The sequence below is a fragment of the Flavobacterium sp. U410 genome (assembly GCF_053570605.1).
On the sequence record NZ_JBSEFI010000003.1, the window covers coordinates 144,271 to 164,509 of the forward strand.

Here is a 20,239-nt window from a genome sequence, read left to right on the forward strand (position 1 = left end):
TAGACAATGAGCAACTATAAATCGGAATACGAACGTTACGAAGAAGCAAAAAAGCAAGTAAAAGAAATAAAGGGTTTTTATAGACATTTGTTGGTTTACATTTTGTGTATAGGCTTTATGATTTATATAAACTTAAGATTTTCACCACAATATTTATGGTTTTTATGGTCGGCTTTTGGTTGGGGAATTGGACTTTTATTTCACGGATTAGCTGCTTTTAAAGTAGTTCCATTTTTTGGGAAAGATTGGGAAAAAAGAAAGATTGACGAATTAATGGATAAAGATCAAAAAAACAAGTGGGAATAGTTTTAAGTAAAAAGTTTTTTAAACTCATAATTAATAATTCAAAACCATCATGACATCAGAAGAAATAAGATATAAAGAAGCGCAAAAAAGAGTAAAAAGAATCAAAGGCTTTTATACACACGCAACGATATATGTTGTAGTAAACATTATGATCTTTATTATAAATGCAAGAGAAATTCCTGCCGGAGAAAGCATTTTACAATGGAGAACATTAACGACACCATTATTTTGGGGAATCGGACTTTTAGCGCATGGATTATCGGTGTTTTTACCCAACTACATTTTAGGTAAAGATTGGGAAGAACGAAAAATTAGAGAATTCATGGAAAAAGAAAGAAACCTACAAAACAAGATGTAATTAATTTTCAATGAAAAAGAAATATGTTTTAGCAATAATAATACTTGTATTGATTAAGTTGATTGTTCATGTTTTCGGGAATGGAAATTATGGTTTTCATAGAGATGAATTATTACATTTAAGTGTAAGTGAACATTTAGCCTCAGGATATTTTGAATTTCCGCCATTTATAGCCTTTGTTGGGAAATTTGCGCATGAGCTATTCGGGTACAACTTATTTTGGATACGAATGTTTTCCACTTTAGCAGGTGTTTTAATACTAGTATTAACGTGTTTAATGACTTATAAAATAGGAGGAAAGTTAAAAGCCGTAGTTTTATCAGGAATTTTAGTTTTAGCTTTTCTTCCTTTCTTTAGAAATCATTTACTTTTTCAACCGGTTGCTTTTGACCAACTTTTCTGGACATTAAGTTTCTTTTTCACGGTTTTGTATTTAAGGGAAAAGAAAAATTTATACTTGGTTTTATTAGGAGTTTCTCTTGGCTTAGGATTTTTAAACAAGTACATTATTTTCTTATTGATAGTTTCTCTTTTTATGGCTTTAATAGTAACGCATCGTGAGAAAATTTTAAAGAATAAATGGTTTTATATTTCAGGATTCATTGCATTAGTAATGGTTTTGCCTAATTTAATCTGGCAGTACGAACATCATTTTCCAGTATTCTTACATTTTCAAAAGCTAAAAGAAAGTCAACTCGATGCCACAACAGGATTAGATTTCTTAAAAGATCAATTGGCATCACCATTTACTTTTATAGTAGCATTATTTGGTCTAATAAGTATATTTTTTATTGATTCTATCAAAAAATATAAAGCAATTGGTATCACGGTTGTGCTAGTATTTTTGAGTATGTGGTTACTGAAATCAAAAGGATATTATTTCTTTTCAGCTTATCCGGTATTGTTTGCTTTTGCAGGTTTTGCTGTCGAAACCATAACTCAAAAGCGGAAGTATTTCTATTATATAGTTGCTTCAATTGTTGTATTGCCAAGTATTTATTTTGTTCCAAAAGCAATTCCGATTTTGTCAATTCAGGGTTTTATTGAATATGAAAACATCAAACCGGATATAAACGGAAGATATCAGTTGACAAGCGATTATGCCGATATGTTTGGATGGGAAAAACAAGTACAATTGGTAGATAGTATTTATAAATCTTTTCCGGAAGCAAAAAGGAAAAATGTTGGCATTATGGCAGAAAATTATGGAGAAGCCGGAGCGATTACTGTTTTAGGTAAAGCTTATAATTTGCCACAGCCAGTTTGTGCCCACGGAAGTTTTTGGACAGTTGGACCTGGTGAACCCAAAGAAGAATATATAACAATTGGATTAGAACCGGAAATCGTCGATTTTGTATTTAAAGAACGAAAATTGGTAAAAACAATTCATCATCCGTATGCAATTGAGGAAGAAAACGAAATTCCGGTTTATATTTGTTCAAAACCCAATATCAATTTCAAAGAAATTTGGCCAACACTAGAAAGTAAAGTTTTTGATTAAATTTAGAAAGATGAACATCATTATTATAGAAGACGAAAAACCTGCAGCACGATTATTACAACGAAAAGTTGAAAAATTAGGTTTTACTGTAAAACAAATGTTACATTCTGTTGAAGAAGCGATAAATTGGTTTTCAAATAACGCGCAACCCGATTTAATTTTTTTGGACATTCAATTGTCTGATGGTTTGTCTTTTGAAATTTTCGAACATTTTGATAAAGTCAGCAAGTCATTACAAAGTGCTATTATTTTTACAACCGCTTATGATGAATATGCTTTGCGCGCTTTTAAATTGAACAGCATCGATTATTTGTTAAAACCCATTGATGAAGACGAATTGGAAGTTGCTATTTCAAAATTTAAAAATCAGTTTCAAAAAAATACGATTGCAACTTTAGATTTTGAAGCTATTAAAAGAATGTTGGTTAATCCGGTGGAGAAGGAATACAAAGAACGTTTTTCGGTAAAAGTCGGGAATCAAATTAAAGTCATTACTATCGATGAGGTAGAATGTTTTTACAGTGAAAATAAAGGAACTTATTTACATACGTTAGACAATCGTGATTATTTGGTCGATAGTTCTTTAGAAGTCGTTGAAAGTGAGTTAAAACCAAAAGATTTCTTCCGTATCAATAGAAAGTTCATTGTTCCGTTAAAGGCAATTAGAGAAATTCAAATGCATACCAATTCGCGTTTAAAACTCATTCTTCCTACTTATAAAGCTGATGAAGTTATTGTAGCTCGCGAGCGTGTAAACGAATTTAAAGATTGGATTGGCTAATTAGAAAAACATTTGCCAATACACAAAAAATCCGATTAAAACCAAGTACAAAATAGTATTGAGACTTAAAGTTAGTATTGAAACTATTTCCCAAGTTTTTTCTTTAATTATTTTATAGTTCACAAACAATAACGGAATAATTGCAATTGCCAATAAATGTGGCAAATAGGAAGCTAAGGTTATTGTTACGCTATGAAAATCATAATAAGGCGCAGGAAAATAAAAAATATTGGTATTGGTGCTCAATATAAACATGTAATATAATAATAAAGGACCAATTAGGATTAAAAATAATTTAACCCAATTGTGTTTTTTCTGTTTTCTAGTTCTAATGTAATTTATGAAGAAGTAAAGTGAATTTAAGACAAAAAACAATCCGCTTAAAACAAGAAATAATCGTATTGCATTAGAGTTTTTTGGTGTTTTAAATTGTATAAGTTTTTCAAATTCTTCATTCTTGGGAAATAACGAATCAACTTTTAAAATATGATTTCCTTTAGCTAATTCTTCTTTAAGATTAAACTGAACAGTTTGGTTGTAATCATGATAAAAATAGATGTTTACCGTTCCGTTATTCGAATCAAAAATTGAAGTTATTAAAGTTCCGTCGCCTATTTTCTCACGACAAACGTGCATGGTATCGGAAACATTTCTGCAAAAGTCTAAATTTGCTTCGTAATTACCTTTTAAAAAGTCAGAACCCTTTTTATAACGTTCTATTCTTCTTGCATCATCTTCAGAAGTAATAGACGGACAAAAATTAGCCAAAACATAAGTAGGGTCGTTTCCTTCAATAATTTTGTAAGGTTCCACTACAATATAATCGCCCGATTTGTCGATGTAAATAAAAACATCTTCCATGAAATAGCTTTGGTCATATTCTTCAATATAAGCTTTTACTTCAGCTATTGTTTTACAGTTATGAAGAATGTCTTTCAGATAAAATGTCGGATTAGTAATTTTTGTTCTCGAATCCATTATTGAATTTTCAATTTTTGGATGATAAGAAGCTAAACGCGAAAAAACTAAACCATGTTCGTTCATTCCCGATTGCGGAGCATAACCATTCTCACCATCAAATCTTGAACCTGTGAAAACTGTTCCGTAAGGAGCATTTTTTGTTCCAATTTCAAACCAAATTTGTGGAGTTGTGAGCCAAGCATCATGATTACAACCTACAAATGTTTTACCATTTTTAGTTATTTTATACATGCTACAAGCATTACCAAAGCTAATTGATAAAACGAAAAAGATGTTGAATAGAACTTTTAAACACTTCATAATAGTTGGTTTTATTTAATTAAAACGACTGAAGTGATTAATTGTTACAAGTTTAGTTTTTTGATCATTATTTTAACTCTAAACGATCTATTTTATTACCAATGCTGAAGTTTTTCATTTCTGTTTCAAATGAAGGGAAATGCTCTTTTAAAATTCTCTTAGAAAATTTTCCGTTTTCTAAAAGTAAAATTTCATCACAAGTTTCGCTTAGCGTAGAAAAAATATGTGAAGAAATAAGAATTGTCTTTTGTAAACCTTTTAGTTTATGAATTATTTCTGTAATGACAAGATTGCTATGGATATCAACACCATTAAAAGGTTCGTCTAAAATGAAGCAACTATTTCCTTGAAGCAAAATTGCTGTTAAAGCCAGTTTTTTCTTCATTCCAGTGGAATAAGTAGTAGCATATTGATTGAGTGGTAAATCAAAAATGTTTTTAGCTTCAATAGTATCAATAGTGATATTTCGTGCATTACAAAGCAATTGTAAATATTCTTTACCTGTCATTTTCTGAAAAAAGAAAGGTTCGGTTGTTAAGAATCCTAATTCATTTTTTAAAACCTTTAAATCCGAATTAATTTCTCCGTCAAATTTTTCTAAACCTGCAATGCAATTAAATAGCGTTGTTTTTCCGGCACCATTTTCACCCATAATTCCGTAAACCTTACCTGTTTCAAAAAGTATTGAAATGTTTTTTAAGATTTCTTTAGAACCATATTTTTTTGACACATTTTTTAGTTCAATCATTTCAGAATGGTTTTAAGGTTTTTGATCGCTTGAAAATAAAATATTGGAATTACAATAGCTAATAATGGAGGAAAATATACGCTAAAAGCTAGAAAAACTCCTTGAACAACATTCATTTTTTCCGGATAAGCCGAATATTTTGCTAAAACTATGGCAATTAAGAAAACGTAGCCAAGAAAGGTAAAAATCAGTATAGATTCGAATTCCTTAAAATAGAAAAAGCATAAAATTGCTACTAAAGGAAAAACCAGATAGGTTGCATATTGTAGTGAGATTCTAATCTTATTCCATAAAAACTCTTTAGGAGTTAAGCTGAAATTCCAAACGTAGTAAGCGTTCTCCGGAGAACTATAGTAACTAAATATAATGGCAAAACAAGCTACAATTGAAAAGATACCTAAGTTTAAATTTGACACTTCAATTGCTTTAAATAAGATAAAAAATAATAATATGAAAATGTAAAACGTTTTACGAAAACCTATTGTAAACTCAAATGGTTTTTTAGAAAATGGAGTAGGTATAGTTTTTTGAAATACGCCATTGAATTTCACAAAACTTAATAAAGTAGCATCAATAATAATTATTACACCGATTAAAAACAACTGTTTGTATAAAACGTAAGCTATAAAAGGAAAGGCAATACTATAGTTCTCAATCAAACGTAGTTTTATATAATCGTTTTTACTAAAGCAAAATTTTAAAAATTGTATTCTGCTTGCATTATTTAATTGTAATGCTATTCCCAGATGCAAAGCAATATAAACTAAGTTAGCATATTCAATTTCTTTGAATAATTTCTCAGCACCTATAAAAAATCCGCCAAAAATTAGAAGATACCCAATAGAAACAGGCAACCCAAATTCGACAAAAGAGCGATTTATAATTTTATATTGCAGATAGAAATAGTTTTTCATTTCTATTTACTCAATCGATGCAAAGCGTAAACCATAGTGGTCAACAGTACAAAAGCTACTAATTGATGCGCTAACCCTAACCAAAGCGGAACGTGGAACAACAAGGTTAAAACACCCAAAGTGAATTGGACTAAAACCACTGCAATTAACACGTTGACTCCTTTTTGCTGTTGTGCATCTAAACTGAATTTTTTGCTTTTGAAAAACAATAAAAACATCATAAAAACCACCACATAAGCAAAAGTTCGGTGAACAAACTGAACACCACTTTTACCTTCTGTAAATGATAATAAAAGATTAGGTTGTTCTAACGTTATACTTTCGTGGAAAAACTGTCCGTCACTCATTAAAGGCCAATGATTATGTACTAAACCAGCGTCTAATCCTGCTACAAAACCACCATAAATGATTTGGATAATCAAAACAATTAATGCAATTCGGGCAATTTTTCGTAAAGGTTCGATAGCTGCTTTTCTTTCAGGATAGATTAAATCCAAAGCGACCCAAAAAGTATATGCAAAAGTGATAAATGCAAAAGTTAAATGTAAAGCCAAGCGAAAATGACTCACATCAGGATTGTCAATTAAGCCGCTTTTTACCATAAACCAACCCAAAAATCCTTGAAAAGCACCCATTCCTAAAAGAATAATACATTTGTTGATGGTTTCGCGATTCAATTTCTTTTTAGCTAAGAAATATACAAACGGAATAATGAAAACAACACCGATAATTCGTCCGATGAAACGATGAAACCATTCCCAAAAATAGATGAATTTATAATCTTCAAGATTGAATCCGCCCGATTTAAACTGATTGATTTTTTGATATTCAGGAAATGTTTTATACGCTTCAAAAGCATCATTCCATTTTTCTTCTGAAGTAGGAGGAAAGGTATCAGTAATCAAATGCCAGTCGGTCATTGATAAACCCGAATTGGTTAAACGTGTAATTCCGCCTACCATGACCATTACAAAAAGTAGGACACAACCTGAAAGTAGCCAATAAATTACGGCTTTATTTTTTTGCATAATTTTTATGAATTCCTGTTATTTTGTCATATTGAACGAAGTGAAATTTCTCATAAATGATCTGACTTTTCGACTCTGCTCGAAGTGACAAATTAATGTCTAATTATTTTATTGATTTCAATCCCATTTTTTCGGCTCTTGCCAATACAAATTGTAAAGCGGCATCATATTCATTCGGAATTTCTCCTTCTAAAATAGCTTCTTTTACGGCTTCTTTTAAAACACCAATTTCTCGTCCTGGTTTTAAATCAAAGAGCTGCATAATTTCTTCGCCATCGATAGGTGGTTGAAAATTGCGAACACGATCTTTTTCTTCTACTTCCACAATCTTCTCGCGAACAATCTTGAAGTTATTATGGTATTTTTGAAATTTCTTAGGATTTTTGGTCGTAATATCGGCCTCACAAAGCGTCATTAAATCTTCAACATCTTCCCCGGCATCAAAAACCAAACGGCGTACAGCAGAATCCGTTACTTCTTCTTGTGCTAAAACAATAGGACGTGAACTCATGGTAACCATTTTTTGAACGAACTTCATTTTTTGGTTCAAAGGCATGTGCAAACGCGTGAAAATTCTCTTTACCATTTTTCCGCCTAAAAACTCATGTCCGTGAAAAGTCCAACCTTGTTTTTTGTGGAATTTTTTGGTAGGTGCTTTGCCAATATCGTGTAATAAAGCCGACCAACGCAACCACAAATCATCTGTATTCGGACAAATATTATCGACTACCTCTAAAGTGTGGTAAAAATTATTCTTGTGTGTATGACCTTCCACTTCTTCCACATTATTCAAAGCAGTTAATTCAGGAAGAATAATATCCAGAAGTCCCGTTTTATGTAATAATAAAAAGCCGATAGAAGGTTTTGGCGTTGCCAAAATTTTATTCAATTCATCTACAATTCGTTCGCCAGAAATGATTTTGATACGTTCTGCATTGCGAGTAATTGCATCAAGCGAATCTTTTTCGATTTCAAACTGCAATTGGGTAGCAAAACGAACCGCTCGCATCATACGCAACGGATCGTCGGAATAGGTAATATCCGGATTTAATGGCGTGCGAATGATTTTGTTTTCTAAATCTTGAACTCCGTTAAAAGGATCAACCAAATCTCCAAAATTGCTTTCGTTTAAGGAAAAAGCCAATGCGTTTATGGTAAAATCGCGGCGTTCTTGGTCGTCTTTCAACGTTCCGTTTTCCACAACAGGATTTCGACTTTCAAAGTTGTAACTTTCTTTTCGCGCGCCAACAAATTCAACATCAATATCTTTATAGCGCAACATAGCCGTTCCATAGTTTTTAAATACCTGAACTTTAGGGTTATTAGGCAACAATTCGGAAACTTTTAAAGCTAAATCAATACCACTGCCGACGGCAACAATGTCGATGTCCTTTTTGTGATTGCGCTGCAGTAAAATGTCGCGAACAAATCCGCCAATGACATAACTTTCAAGATTGAGTTCTTGTGCTGCTTGCGTTACAATTTTAAATATAGTATTGTCTAAATGTTGTTTGTAATTCATTGTTTTTTGTCCTTTTTGTCACTTCGATTGCAGTCGAGAAGCAAATATTATGAGATTCTTCACTTCGTTCAGAATGACAAAGAATCACTATTTTCTAATAATCTTCACTTGGCTATCAAGGGTTAATTTGATAATAGTTGAAGGTTTATCGCAAATTTTATCGCGGTGCAAATTTACAACATAGTCGACACCTTTTATAATTTCGGGAGAAATTTCTTGAAAGGATTTTGGTGTGGGTTCTCCGGAAATATTAGCTGAAGTGGAAACCAAAGGTTTTTTCATGCGTTCCATGAGTTTAAAGCAAAAAGGTTCATTTACCATGCGAACACCTAAAGTATTATCTTCGGCAATGATGTTTTTAGCAACATTTCTAGGTTTGTCTAAGATAAGTGTAGTTGGCTTTTGGGTGTTATCCCAAATTTCCCAAGCTACTTGTGGCACTTCATTGAAAACCTGATACAGCATGCGTTCTCCGTTTACTAAAACGAGCATGCTTTTGCTTTCTTCGCGTTGCTTTAGCGCATAGATTTTTTTTACGGCTTCTTCATTGGTTGCATCGCATCCTAAACCCCAAACGGTATCGGTCGGGTAAAGAATAATTCCGCCATTTTTGATGACTTCGAATGCATTGTGGATCTCTGTATTCATTATATTTTGTAAAATCGGTGTATTGTTTTTCTATTTATTAAGTAGCTTATTTTTAAAATTATGGTTAAATATTTTTTGACCCAATAGTTATTTTTGTTTTCATTTTTTAAGAAAAAGTTGATTAATGATGTATTTGTAAAAGTTAATATGAAAAAACTCCTGTAAAAACTTTCTACGGATTCATTGAAAAGAATTCTATTTCTTTCTGAAATATTTTTTTTAAAAGTATCAATTACTTTTCTTTTTAGTTTTTTTTGATCACGTTTATTGGAAAGATTAAAACTTAAAATGACAATTAATTTAAAATATAGTAAATAAGCTGAAATGGTTTCTTTCTTTTTAACCTCCTTTTCGTTCAAATAGTATTGATAGATTATTTCAAGAATTTTTAAAAGATCGTTGATATTTTTTTCTCCTCTATTATTGGTGATTGAAGAATTGATATTATCGTAATGAAAATATGTAATTGAATCAGTAGAAAATAAGTTTTTGACTTTAGAGAAAACTTCAAACTGCCAAAGTTCATCTTCATGCAATAGCTCTTTATTGAAAGATAATGAGTTGTTTAAAATAAAATCTCTTTTGTATAATTTATTCATTACTACAGGGCTAAATCCTTTTTCGATAATTCCTAGTAATAATGATAGATCTTTGTTTTTAAGAATTTTATGAGTTTCTAAGTTATGTCTAAGAACCCCCATTTCTTTATTATTATTGAAGTTAAGTATCTGAATTTTTCCAGCAATTACATCTGTGTCATATTTTATATATTTTGTAAGTTCCATTAATGAATTCTCAGGAAGAAAATCATCAGCATCTAAGAAAAAAATGTAATCACCTTTTGCATGATTTAATCCTTTATTTCGAGCTTCTGCAACTCCGCTATTGGTTTGATCAATTAAAAAAAACCTGTCATCTAATTTACAGAATTCTTCAATGATTTTTTTTGAGTTATCAGTACTTCCATCATTTATAATGATACATTCCCAATTTTTATATTCTTGGTTTAAAACAGAATTAAGCGTTTTATGTAAAATAAAATCTGAATTGTAACAAGGAATAATAATGCTGATGAAATAATTGTCCATTATAATTTTACTATTAGGCAAAGATAATTTATATTTTTACAAAAAATATTTAAAAAATGAGCGTTTCAGACATCCTTGTTAGTATAATTGTACCTACTTATAATCAATCTAAATATATAGCTTATACTTTAGAATCTATTAAAAATCAGACATATTTAACTTGGGAATGTATTATAGTAGATGATGATTCCAATGATGGTACAAAGGAATTGGTAGAGGCAATCATTAAAGATGATTCCAGATTTAAATATTTTCATAAAAAAAATGAAGGTGTAGCAGCGGCAAGAAATTATGGTTTTTCTAAAGCAAGAGGGAAATATGTTCAATTCTTAGATTCTGACGATTATTTAGCAAAAGAGAGACTTCAACGTTGTTTGGAAATCATGGAAAATGACAGCCAAATTGATTTAACTATTACGAGTTTTAGAATGTTTGTAAACAATATTGAAGATGCAACGGATCCTTTTTGCGATTTATCGTCCTACACACTTAGTTTTGAAACTGTTTTACTTAATTGGGATAGAGGAATAGCTTTTCCTCCTCATTCTGTTTTTTTAAAGAAAGAAGCTGTTGAGAATGTTCGATTTAATGAAAAAACCAGATACAAAGAAGATTGGATTTATTGGATTAATGTTTTAAAAGAAAAGAAGAATGTCTATTTTTTAAATGAGGAATTAGCATATTATAGAATGAATCCGAATGGAAAGCATAAGAAGAGTATTGAAAATTTCGCGAATGTTTCCAATTTAATTTATCAAGAATTAAACGATCATGATAAGGCTCTTTTTTTTGATAGAATGGTTCAGGAATTAACTGAGACAAAAAGGAAGTTACAAGAATGTTCTTATTACAATGATGAGAAGGAAGTAGAGTTAACAAGATTGAGAGAAAAAAGTAAACCTTTTTTAAAAAGAGTTTATGTAAAAATTAAAAAAAGTATCAGAAAAATGTTTTAGTACTATAAAAAAGGAGCTTTAAATCTCCTTTTTTGACACTATCCTAAAAAGTGTGTAAGTTAAAAAAAAATGATAGTGGTTTAATAACCCCATCATTTTTTAACTTACACAGTTAGTGAGACACTACCCCTTTTTTATAGTATATATTTAACTCTTTATTGTATTTTATTATTCAAAGACATTTATTTTTTTGGAAGATAGGCTATCTGAGATTAATTCGCAAAACTCAAAACTTAAATGGTTACTATCATACGTCATCGGAGCATTTTGATCTGTAAAAAGGATGCAATCATTAATATCATTACTATTGTTTTTAGAAAGCAATTTCTTTTTACTAATATATTTATACAAGCCAGTTGATTTTTGTATTAACTCATCTTCATATAGCGCTATGCTCTTAATGTCTTCTTTTTTAATTTTTTTACCTTTGTACGCAATATCGACCAAATCTTTGTTTAGAATTATATAATTACCAAAAACAATGAATTTTGCATTAGTTTTTCTTTTGAGTTCTTTAATATAATTTACAAGATTATCAGGAGTATACCATTCAAACATTACATTGATAACAATATATTCATAACCTGATAAATCCATGTGCTTAATTTTATCCATCAATTCATAACAATTATTTTTCATCTCAGGCGGATGATTAATAATAAGTTTAAGATCTGATTGAATCATAGGTGGACAACCACCTTCAGTTAGCATTCTATAATCATAATCAGGATAAGTAAGTTTTAAAAAGTTAAGAGCATCCGGAGCATGGCTATCACCAATTATAAGGACTTGTTTTTTGTACTTTGTTTCTTTTAAATCAATATCATTTAAAACCGTATCATTACAAAATTTAAATCTTAATTGCTTTCCGTCTTCAATTTGTTTTAAGCTATAATCGGTTGAATTTTTATTGTTTGAAATGATAATGTTGAATTTTAGAACTAATATGTTAAATAGAACTATTAATGAAATTGTTATAAAAACGTATGTAACTGTTTTTGAAGATTTCTTTTCTTGTTTACTTTCTCTAAAAGGAGTTTCAATAAATTTATAAATAATATATCCAAATAATGTAGATGCAATAAAAAGAATGGATTGGTCATAAATGTTTAAATCTTGAGAAAATAAAAATTTATAAAAAACAATAAAAGGCCAGTGTATTAAGTATAGAGAATAGGAAATTTTGCCAAACCACCTTAATAAAGCGTTGTTGTAAAGTAAACTAGTGTATCTTGATTGCCCTGTATTATGGATTAATATTGCTGAAAAAAGACATGGAAGTAATGCATTTATTCCTGGAAAAGGGATATTATTATTGTAAAGATAACTGAGTGTTAATAAGCCTAAGAAACCAATTAATGAGAGCAATTCTTTTAGAAAAGCCTTTAATTCTATTTTACTAACCCAATATAAAAGTGTACCTATTAAAAATTCAAAAACTCTAAAAGGAGTTAGATAGAAGGCTGCTGAACTATTAATGTTCAAATAATATTCACTAAAATATAGACTTATTATTCCTATCACAAATAATATTAAAACTCTATAAATAGTTTTTTTAGCTTTCAATGTTAAGAACAATAAAATAGGCCAGATCAAATAAAATTGTTCTTCAACAGCTAATGACCAAGTATGTAGTAAAGGTTTTAAATGAGCACTGGAATCAAAGTAACCGGATTCTTTGAAAAAGAAAATATTTGAAAAGGAAAGTACTGCTGCTGTTGATGATTTTAATGATCTCTCAAATAAAGACAAAGGAAAAATCACGTATGCCATAAGCATCGACAATATAACAACAAACAACATTGAAGGCATTAATCGTTTAACTCTTCTCAAATAGAAATCTTTAAATGAGAACGTTCCATTATCTATTTTGTTAATAAGTATGGTACTAATTAGATAACCACTAATCACAAAAAAGACATCAACACCAATGTACCCTCCTTCAAAAGGAGAAAGGTCGAGATGAAAAAACAGAACAAGTAAAACGGCAACCCCTCTTAATCCGTCAATGTGAGGATAGTAAGTACTTTTAGACATTATTTTTATAAGATCTTTAGGGGATTAAAAAAATGCCTTTATTGTTTCATTAACTTTTTCCTTGGAAAAAGGATATAAACTCTTTTCGGAATTATTTGAAAGTGAATTCCATTTTTCTTCATTTTCGTATAATTCCAAAATGGCTTGTGCAAAATGTTCAGCTGTATCAGCAATCAATACATTTTCCTGATCTTTTAAGAACATTCCTTCCGCACCAATCGTAGTAGTGACAACTGGTAGGTGATATTCAAATGCTTGTCCTATTTTTCCTTTAACACCGGCGCCAATTTGCAAAGGAGCGACCATTAGCCTTGTATTTAAAAAATACTCTTCTACAGATGGTAAAAAGCCATGAAATATAAAATTGTCATGATGTATATCAGTAACGATTGTATCAATATTTCCAAGGACGTGGACTGTTAAATCAGGATTTGACTGCCATACAATAGGCATAATTTCATGATATAAAAAGTTTAGGGCATTTACATTTGGATGATGAATAGAACCAATAAAAAGTAAGTCTTTACGTTCCGCAAAAGGCTTGATATCTGATTTTAATATTTTAGGATAATGAATGTTGGATACGGTAACGAGTTTGTCAATATCAAAAAACTTAGCCATAAACTGTTTTTCAGAATCAGATATTGTAATAACATAATCTGATTTCTTTATTAACTTCGTCTCTATCTTAGTATATTTTCTGAGTTTCTTTTTATGAGATAATCTTCTAGGTTCAAGTTCTAAAGCTCTTTGATATCTTAAATGGTGAATGTCTACCATATCGTATACTTTCTTAGATTGAGGTATAAATTTCTTAGCAGCATTGATATATAATTCAAAAGCTCCCGGACCATAGAACCAACTTACTCTATAATTTGAACAAAGTGTTTCTAGGAAATAAGTAAAGTCTTTGTATTTATGATATTCATAAAAAACCTGAACGCCTAATTTTTGGTAAAATTCAATATATGGATTACCTTTTCCCCAAAAAGTATCTTTGGCTACTAAAGAGACATGATATCCATTGTCTTTAAAGGCTCTTATGATCTCATAAAATCTATTTGAACCACTATCTTTATCATATTCAGGAACATTTTCTGAAAAGAAAATAATTGATTTATTTTCATATAGTTCTAAAATTCGGTTATTTATGGAATCTGCTTGAATATCATAAATTTGTTTAGACCATTTTTTTTCGAATTTTGCCTTATTGATCTCAAAAAGTTCTTCTTTTCTCTTTACTTTCTCTAATGTTGTGTTTTCTTTGCTGTTATATGTTGCACCATTGTAATGCATTACAACTGAAAAGGGAGTAAAATAAACATCTTTTCTCTGGTTGTATTTTAAATCAAAGCAAAAGTCTGTTTCTTCAAAATAAGCAGGGGCAAACTGTTCATCAAGTAAATTTAAACTTTCACCATCTTCTTTATATCTTTTGAAAAGCAGACTGCATCCGGAACAGTAATCTACTTTTTTTACATAATTTACTTCAGGGAAAAAGGATTTTCTTTTCTTGAAAATTTGATGAATTCCGAAATCTTTAAGAAAAACAACTCCTGCTTCTTGTAGTGTGTTATCTGGATTAATAAGTTTTGATCCTACAGCACCAACATTTTCATAATTCTCAAAAACAAAAAAAAGCTCGTCAAGAAAACCTTCTTGTACTTTAGTGTCGTTGTTTAATAAGTAAATATATTCTCCTTTTGCTGCTTGAATTCCGATATTTACATTCTTAAGAAAGCCTTTGTTTTCTTCGTTATGAATTACCTCGATTCCTTTTACAAGGCTAAGATCTATATTTTCCGAGCTATTATCATCAATTAGTATAATTTCATAGGAATACTTGTCTGTAAGATTTTTTTGTAATGAGTCTAAACAGTTTTTTGTATAAATCTCTTGATTGTAAAATGGAATAATAATGGATACTTTAGGTTTTGCGGAAGGATTAAAACAGATTTCTTTTTTTAAGACTGTATAATCTAACTCTAAGTCAGTTAAGGCAAATTGTATATCTAATTTTTTAACTCTTCTAATTCTCCTGAAGAAAAGCTTTATTTTTTTTTTTATTCTCATAAAATGATAAGTAATAGTATCCTTTTTTGCAAAAATACTTAAATAAAAACATTACACAACCAATTTTGTTAGATTCATATTCTTTATAAATTAGAAAATAGACGCAACCAAATACATTCTTTATCATCTAAAAAGAATAGATTTGTTAAATTTGCAAAAAATTGCTAGAATGAATTATAAACATCTTGTTAAAGTTGTTATTCCTGTTTACAAAGGAGATTTATCTGACGAAGAGAAATTATCCTTATATTTCTGTAAAAAGTATTTAAAAGATTATCCTATAGCGTTTGTTCAACCTGAAGGATTAAATAGTTCTGCATTTAATGAACATAGAGATGTTGAAGTAATAAGTTTTCCTAAGGAAAATTTCGTTAGTTTGGAAAGCTATAATAAGTTAATGTTGTCTAATTCTTTTTATGAGCGTTTTTTAGATTGTAAATATATATTAATTTATCAGTTAGACGGACTGATCTTTAAAGATGAATTAAAATATTGGTGTGATAAGAATTATGATTATATAGGTGCTCCTTGGTTAGTTCAACCTAGAGGGATTATTAGGACGATATCAAATTTTTTTAATCCCAAGTTTGACGAAAACAGAAAAGTTATTTTTAACAAAGTAGGTAACGGAGGAGTTTCTCTTAGAAAAGTGGAGTCTTTTTATAAAATTTCAAAATCCTTAGGAGATCTAATTCAACGTTATTTGAAAAAAGATGAACACTTTATTTATAGAACAGAAGATGTCTTTTGGTCTATAAGAGTTTCTGATTTTTATCCAGATTTTAAAATACCGGATTATAAAGAAGCCGTAAGATTCTCTATTGATAGAAAACCTAAATTAGCTTTTCAGTTAAATAATCAAATATTACCTTTTGCGTGTCATGGCTTTACAAAACCTAAAGTAAAGAATTTTTGGAACGAAAAGTTAAAACAGAATAAAATTGAATTAAAAGAGCTTTAACAAACAATTAGATATCAATTATTTTTTGTTTCTGTTTTAAAGAGTCGGATAGACGAGCTCCTTTCAGCAAGACTTTGAAAATGTGCCAATATTTAGGCTTAACAATACTGCTGATAAAATATCGGAATTGTAAATGAGTTAGAAGTAGCTTGTAACTTATATAACCAGAGTGTTTATTGATAACATATAATAGTGAAATTTTTAATTCGGTTTTTATCAATATTGACTTTGGAGTACTCACACCATGGTAATGTAAAAATTGAGCTTCCGGAATGAGATAAGCATATCGATTTATTTTTCGAAGCCTTTTACATAAGTCTGTTTCTTCATGATATAAGAAAAGGTTAGTATCAAAACCGCCTACTTCATTAAAATCTTCAGTTCTCACTACCATAAAGCTACCAGATACGAACTGTCCTTTTTGAGGTTGTGTAAACGTTTTTTTACGTTGAGGATATTCTTTAGGATTAATTAACTCCAAAAATTTCCTTCCTAGTAATTCTCGGGAAAGAGAAGCAAAATGATCTAATGTAGGGAGATGTTTTCCGTTTTCTGTAAATGCAGCTGGACCACATATTCCATAAGAATGATTCTCTCTCATTTCATTAATGATAATATTCAAACAATCGTTAAGAAAAATAGAATCATTATTTATGAAAGCATAATACTCAGCATTAACTTCTTGTATGCCCAACATGTTTCCGCCTCCAAAACCAGTATTGATTTTACTGCGTTTTAAAATAATATTGCTAAAAGTAGATTGATCGATGTAATCTTTTAAGTTTTGAAAAGATTCCGTCTCAGAAGCATTGTCAACAACAATGATCTGATAGTTTAAGGTTGTTGAATCTGTTTTTTCAAATATACTTTCAATACACTTTATAGTGTAAGCAGTAGAATTATAATTAATTAAGATTATAGCAACGTCAAACATTATAGATACTGATTAACTCCTTTTTCAATAAATTGTATTTTGTTTTTTCGAACATCTTCTTCAATAGCCAGATTAAAAGAAACTTTACTCTTGTCTTGTTCTTTGTGATAAATGTGATAGGCAATTGCACAATGTTTCAATCTTCTTCCGACAACTCCTATGTTGTGCAACCTTTGAATCATTTCTGAGTCATCAATTCCCCAACCAACTAAGTTTTCATTAAACCCGTTAATTTTAATAAAATCTTCTTTCCAAAAAGACATATTGCAACCTCTTAATTTTTTAGACAGATGGTTTGAAATCTTGATGAAATGCATTAAAAAAGGAAGTCGTATAGTTCTGTTACGTTTTTTAATACCGGATGAAAAGAAATTAAAATCAATCTTCTTATTTATAATAACATTAGTAAGCGCTTTTTCTTGTATGTTAGCTCGGGAACCAAATAAATATTGCCCTTTTTTAGCATAATTTAAATGATCTTTTACAAAGTCTTTGTGCATTATAATGTCACCATCGATCTCTATGATATAATCATATTTTGAATGTGCAATAGCTTTGTTCATAATACTTGGCTTCTGATTGCCATTATCTTCATGCCAAATGTGAATGAGTGGAACGGGGAAGTTTTTTTGAAACTTTTGTATAAGTATAGTGGTATCTTCGGTAGAACCATCATCAGCAATGATTACTTCGTCGGGCAAATGAGATTGCCTTATTACACTCAATAACAATAGTTCTAAAGCATCAGGCCAATTATAAGTTGGTGTAACCAGAGAACATTTGGGTAAAGTTTTCATCATTTTATTGTGTTTTTCCTAAAAAGTAAATTTATTCAATATGGCGGTATTGCATCCATAAAAACAGATTAACTTTTAGTGTTCTAAAAGCTAAAAGATTAGCCAAAATCAATCCTTTAAAACCATTAAAAATACATTTTTTAAAAAAAAGCTCTTTGATAAAAGTAATGAAAGGAGAGAAAAATATTTTTATGAAACTAACTTTTTCATCTTGTTGGTATTGTTTAAAAGCCTGTGATTTAGCATTAATAGTTAAAACTAAATTGAATTGATCATAATCTTGATACAGATTATATGGCATAATATATTTTGACTCGTTTATTTTTAAAGAAACAGACGAATCACTTATAAAATAATTCACAAATGCTTCTTTAGAATACAAAACAGTTTCTGTTAATGTAGATAAACTACTGTAATTAATATACTCATCTATAAAAAAGGTCTTCTTTTTAAAAGCAAGGCAGATATTATTAGTAGAGTTATTGGTTACAAAAGATTCAAGATCCTTAAGAATAACATCATCAATAACATCATAAGGTGTAAGTAGTAGAAACCAATCGGCGTCAGATTGCTCCAGAACATTCTGAAACGATTTTTTGATGTTGAAATCAAAACATGAAATGATTTTAGCGTTTTGATTTGTTATATCATTTATAACGGGTTTTTCATCAAATGATAGAATAAAAACTTCAGTAATGAAGTCTTTTAACGAGTTGATAAGCGGCTCAAAATTAATATTTTGATGGTATTGAAATGTAATTAAGGCAACTTTGTTTTTCAACTGTTTTTTTATTAAAATGAAAACAAATTTAGTAAAATAATGAGTACTTTTGCAAGTATTGCAAAAATATGAGAAAGTTACCTGTTTTAATGTACCATAATTTCACCTTTCTAAAAGAAAAGGGGAGTGGATTAACTATTGATAAAGATCTTTTTGAAGCTCAATTACAATATTTGGTTAAAAATAATTATAACGGACTACATTTTAAGGATGTAGAAGAGAATAGAACTCTTCCCCAAAAGAGTATTATGTTAACTTTTGATGATGTAACGGTAAACCAATTAGAAATAGCATTGCCGCTGCTGCAGAAGTATAATTTTAAAGCGGTTTTCTTCGTTCCTTTTGCTTATGTAGGAAAATCAGATTTATGGAATTCAGGAGCCGAAAAAATCATGACAATAGAACAGTTGAAGTCTTTGCCAGCTGATTTAATAGAACTAGGACATCATTCTTTCGAGCATAAAAGATTTAAGACATTATCTAAAGAAGAAATAGAAGAAGATTTAAAAAAGTCAAACCAATTTATAAATGAAAATCAACTAAATGTGGTTTCGGCTATTGCGTATCCTTACGGAAGTTACCCTAAAGACAAAAATAAATTTCAGGAGTTCAAGACGATTCTGAAAGAAAACGGAATCCAATTTGGATTGAGAATTGGCAACAAAATAAGCAGATTTCCATTTAAAGAACCTTACTTGATAAAAAGAATTGATATAAAAGGAGAGGACTCTATTTTTAGGTTTAAAATCAAATTATTGTTTGGCAGAACCAAATTATTTTAATCCCTTTTTAATCAAGTACATTTTAGCATATCGCGAAAAAACACCATAGGCATTAATACTGGCAATAGCTAAACCGGGAACACCGTCCAAAAAACCTCTTTTCAGAACAAAAGAAGAAAAGAAACGATAAAAAGGTTTAAAAATAAGCTTAAAGGAAGATACTTTTTTCCCTTTTTTGGTTTCCATATTCGCCTGAAACCATGCGTAAGAATCTTTTTTCTGTAAAAAATGATTAAGTCCTTTATAAGTATAGTGAAGCATGAAATTTTTTAAAATTCCGATTTCACCTTCTACATGTAATTTTTCGTGAACGTCACCCGAAAAAGAAACCCCATTGTTTCTTACAAGTCTTAAAACACGATCTACTTTATGATATAAAAAACGATTCATATAAAAATGAGGGAAATTAATTTTATATCCTTCATATCTATTGGATTTTATCGCTTTTAAAATTTCTGTTTTAAGCCTTTGAGTTACCCTTTCGTCAGCATCAATAAACAAAATCCAATCACTTTTAACCTGAATCAACGCAAAATTTTTCTGATTGGAAAAATTATCAAACTTTCGTTTTAAAACTTTACAGCCTAGTTTTTCCGCTAATTCCGCCGTGCCATCTGTACTATAAGAATCGACAACAATAATTTCATCAGCAAAATCAACAGAGCTGACAGCATCTTCCAGATAGTCAATTTCGTTATAAGTAGGGATGATAACGCTTAAAGATGGCATAATTAGTTTTTCTA

20 protein-coding genes are annotated in these 20,239 nt (G+C 29.8%); 7 read left to right on the forward strand and 13 right to left on the reverse strand.

Translation table 11 applies throughout. The features are described 5' to 3' along the window. Positions 1-6: 6 nt before the first annotated feature. From ACUSJC_RS03545 to ACUSJC_RS03560, 4 genes are read left to right on the forward strand one after another with little or no spacing between them, the layout of a single operon-like run. The gene (locus ACUSJC_RS03545) at positions 7-306 is read left to right on the forward strand and encodes a 2TM domain-containing protein (protein WP_449268177.1); all 300 of its coding nucleotides are present in this window, start codon (positions 7-9) and stop codon (positions 304-306) included. Positions 307-355: 49 nt separating this feature from the next. After that, the gene (locus ACUSJC_RS03550; RefSeq protein WP_449268178.1) at positions 356-664 is read left to right on the forward strand and encodes a 2TM domain-containing protein; all 309 of its coding nucleotides are present in this window, start codon (positions 356-358) and stop codon (positions 662-664) included. Positions 665-674: 10 nt separating this feature from the next. Next, complete coding sequence (locus tag ACUSJC_RS03555; protein ID WP_449268179.1) at positions 675-2,165, forward strand: ArnT family glycosyltransferase; 1,491 nt, start codon at positions 675-677, stop codon at positions 2,163-2,165. Positions 2,166-2,175: 10 nt separating this feature from the next. Further along, on the forward strand, positions 2,176-2,946 hold the full coding sequence (locus ACUSJC_RS03560) for a LytR/AlgR family response regulator transcription factor (RefSeq protein ID WP_449268180.1): 771 nt from the start codon (positions 2,176-2,178) through the stop codon (positions 2,944-2,946). Here the strand turns inward: ACUSJC_RS03560 and ACUSJC_RS03565 are convergent, their stop codons facing one another. The 7 genes from ACUSJC_RS03565 to ACUSJC_RS03595 all read right to left on the reverse strand — a co-directional run bounded on the left by ACUSJC_RS03565 (position 2,947) and on the right by ACUSJC_RS03595 (position 10,175). Beyond that, entirely contained in the window at positions 2,947-4,227 is a 1,281-nt protein-coding gene (locus ACUSJC_RS03565) for a hypothetical protein (RefSeq protein ID WP_449268181.1), read from the reverse strand. Positions 4,228-4,294: 67 nt separating this feature from the next. Then, on the reverse strand, positions 4,295-4,975 hold the full coding sequence (locus ACUSJC_RS03570; protein ID WP_449268182.1) for an ABC transporter ATP-binding protein: 681 nt from the start codon (positions 4,973-4,975) through the stop codon (positions 4,295-4,297). After that, on the reverse strand, positions 4,972-5,889 hold the full coding sequence (locus ACUSJC_RS03575; RefSeq protein WP_449268183.1) for an ABC transporter permease: 918 nt from the start codon (positions 5,887-5,889) through the stop codon (positions 4,972-4,974). Before ACUSJC_RS03575 ends, ACUSJC_RS03570 begins: the two co-directional genes overlap by 4 nt. Before the next feature lie 2 nt (positions 5,890-5,891). After that, positions 5,892-6,920 carry a COX15/CtaA family protein gene (locus ACUSJC_RS03580; RefSeq protein ID WP_449268261.1) on the reverse strand — a complete coding sequence of 343 codons (1,029 nt, stop codon included), beginning with the start codon at positions 6,918-6,920 and terminating at the stop codon, positions 5,892-5,894. Positions 6,921-7,020: 100 nt separating this feature from the next. Continuing rightward, a complete protein-coding gene (locus tag ACUSJC_RS03585) occupies positions 7,021-8,439 on the reverse strand; it encodes a CCA tRNA nucleotidyltransferase (RefSeq protein ID WP_449268184.1) in 1,419 nt (472 codons plus the stop codon). A gap of 87 nt (positions 8,440-8,526) precedes the next feature. After that, the gene (locus ACUSJC_RS03590; RefSeq protein ID WP_449268185.1) at positions 8,527-9,087 is read right to left on the reverse strand and encodes an L-threonylcarbamoyladenylate synthase; all 561 of its coding nucleotides are present in this window, start codon (positions 9,085-9,087) and stop codon (positions 8,527-8,529) included. Next, positions 9,087-10,175 carry a glycosyltransferase family 2 protein gene (locus ACUSJC_RS03595; RefSeq protein WP_449268186.1) on the reverse strand — a complete coding sequence of 363 codons (1,089 nt, stop codon included), beginning with the start codon at positions 10,173-10,175 and terminating at the stop codon, positions 9,087-9,089. Before ACUSJC_RS03595 ends, ACUSJC_RS03590 begins: the two co-directional genes overlap by 1 nt. Positions 10,176-10,231: 56 nt before the next feature. Here ACUSJC_RS03595 and ACUSJC_RS03600 point away from each other — a divergent pair, with 56 nt between their 5' ends. Further along, entirely contained in the window at positions 10,232-11,131 is a 900-nt protein-coding gene (locus tag ACUSJC_RS03600; protein ID WP_449268187.1) for a glycosyltransferase family 2 protein, read from the forward strand. Between the two features lie 168 nt (positions 11,132-11,299). On the opposite strand, the gene ACUSJC_RS03605 is transcribed toward ACUSJC_RS03600, so the two are convergent. Together ACUSJC_RS03605 and ACUSJC_RS03610 are read right to left on the reverse strand one after the other, a co-directional pair. Next, the gene (locus ACUSJC_RS03605; RefSeq protein ID WP_449268188.1) at positions 11,300-13,168 is read right to left on the reverse strand and encodes an acyltransferase family protein; all 1,869 of its coding nucleotides are present in this window, start codon (positions 13,166-13,168) and stop codon (positions 11,300-11,302) included. A gap of 24 nt (positions 13,169-13,192) precedes the next feature. Further along, positions 13,193-15,241 carry a glycosyltransferase gene (locus tag ACUSJC_RS03610; RefSeq protein ID WP_449268189.1) on the reverse strand — a complete coding sequence of 683 codons (2,049 nt, stop codon included), beginning with the start codon at positions 15,239-15,241 and terminating at the stop codon, positions 13,193-13,195. Between the two features lie 169 nt (positions 15,242-15,410). On the opposite strand from ACUSJC_RS03610, the gene ACUSJC_RS03615 reads away from it, so the two are divergent. Next, positions 15,411-16,202 carry a DUF5672 family protein gene (locus tag ACUSJC_RS03615; protein WP_449268190.1) on the forward strand — a complete coding sequence of 264 codons (792 nt, stop codon included), beginning with the start codon at positions 15,411-15,413 and terminating at the stop codon, positions 16,200-16,202. Between the two features lie 7 nt (positions 16,203-16,209). Here ACUSJC_RS03615 and ACUSJC_RS03620 read toward each other — a convergent pair whose 3' ends face one another. From ACUSJC_RS03620 to ACUSJC_RS03630, 3 genes are read right to left on the reverse strand one after another with little or no spacing between them, the layout of a single operon-like run. Further along, positions 16,210-17,136, reverse strand: a complete 927-nt coding sequence (locus ACUSJC_RS03620; protein ID WP_449268191.1) for a glycosyltransferase family 2 protein — start codon at positions 17,134-17,136, stop codon at positions 16,210-16,212. After that, the gene (locus ACUSJC_RS03625) at positions 17,136-17,933 is read right to left on the reverse strand and encodes a glycosyltransferase family 2 protein (RefSeq protein WP_449268262.1); all 798 of its coding nucleotides are present in this window, start codon (positions 17,931-17,933) and stop codon (positions 17,136-17,138) included. Before ACUSJC_RS03625 ends, ACUSJC_RS03620 begins: the two co-directional genes overlap by 1 nt. A 31-nt stretch (positions 17,934-17,964) precedes the next feature. Beyond that, positions 17,965-18,714 carry a hypothetical protein gene (locus ACUSJC_RS03630; protein ID WP_449268192.1) on the reverse strand — a complete coding sequence of 250 codons (750 nt, stop codon included), beginning with the start codon at positions 18,712-18,714 and terminating at the stop codon, positions 17,965-17,967. 68 nt (positions 18,715-18,782) lie between these two features. On the opposite strand from ACUSJC_RS03630, the gene ACUSJC_RS03635 reads away from it, so the two are divergent. Then, positions 18,783-19,496, forward strand: coding sequence for a polysaccharide deacetylase family protein (locus ACUSJC_RS03635; RefSeq protein WP_449268193.1), 714 nt, complete (start codon positions 18,783-18,785; stop codon positions 19,494-19,496). Here the strand turns inward: ACUSJC_RS03635 and ACUSJC_RS03640 are convergent. Continuing rightward, positions 19,488-20,225, reverse strand: coding sequence for a glycosyltransferase family 2 protein (locus tag ACUSJC_RS03640; protein WP_449268194.1), 738 nt, complete (start codon positions 20,223-20,225; stop codon positions 19,488-19,490). The two genes, ACUSJC_RS03635 and ACUSJC_RS03640, sit on opposite strands and share 9 nt — an antisense overlap. Between the last annotated feature and the right edge of the window lie 14 nt (positions 20,226-20,239).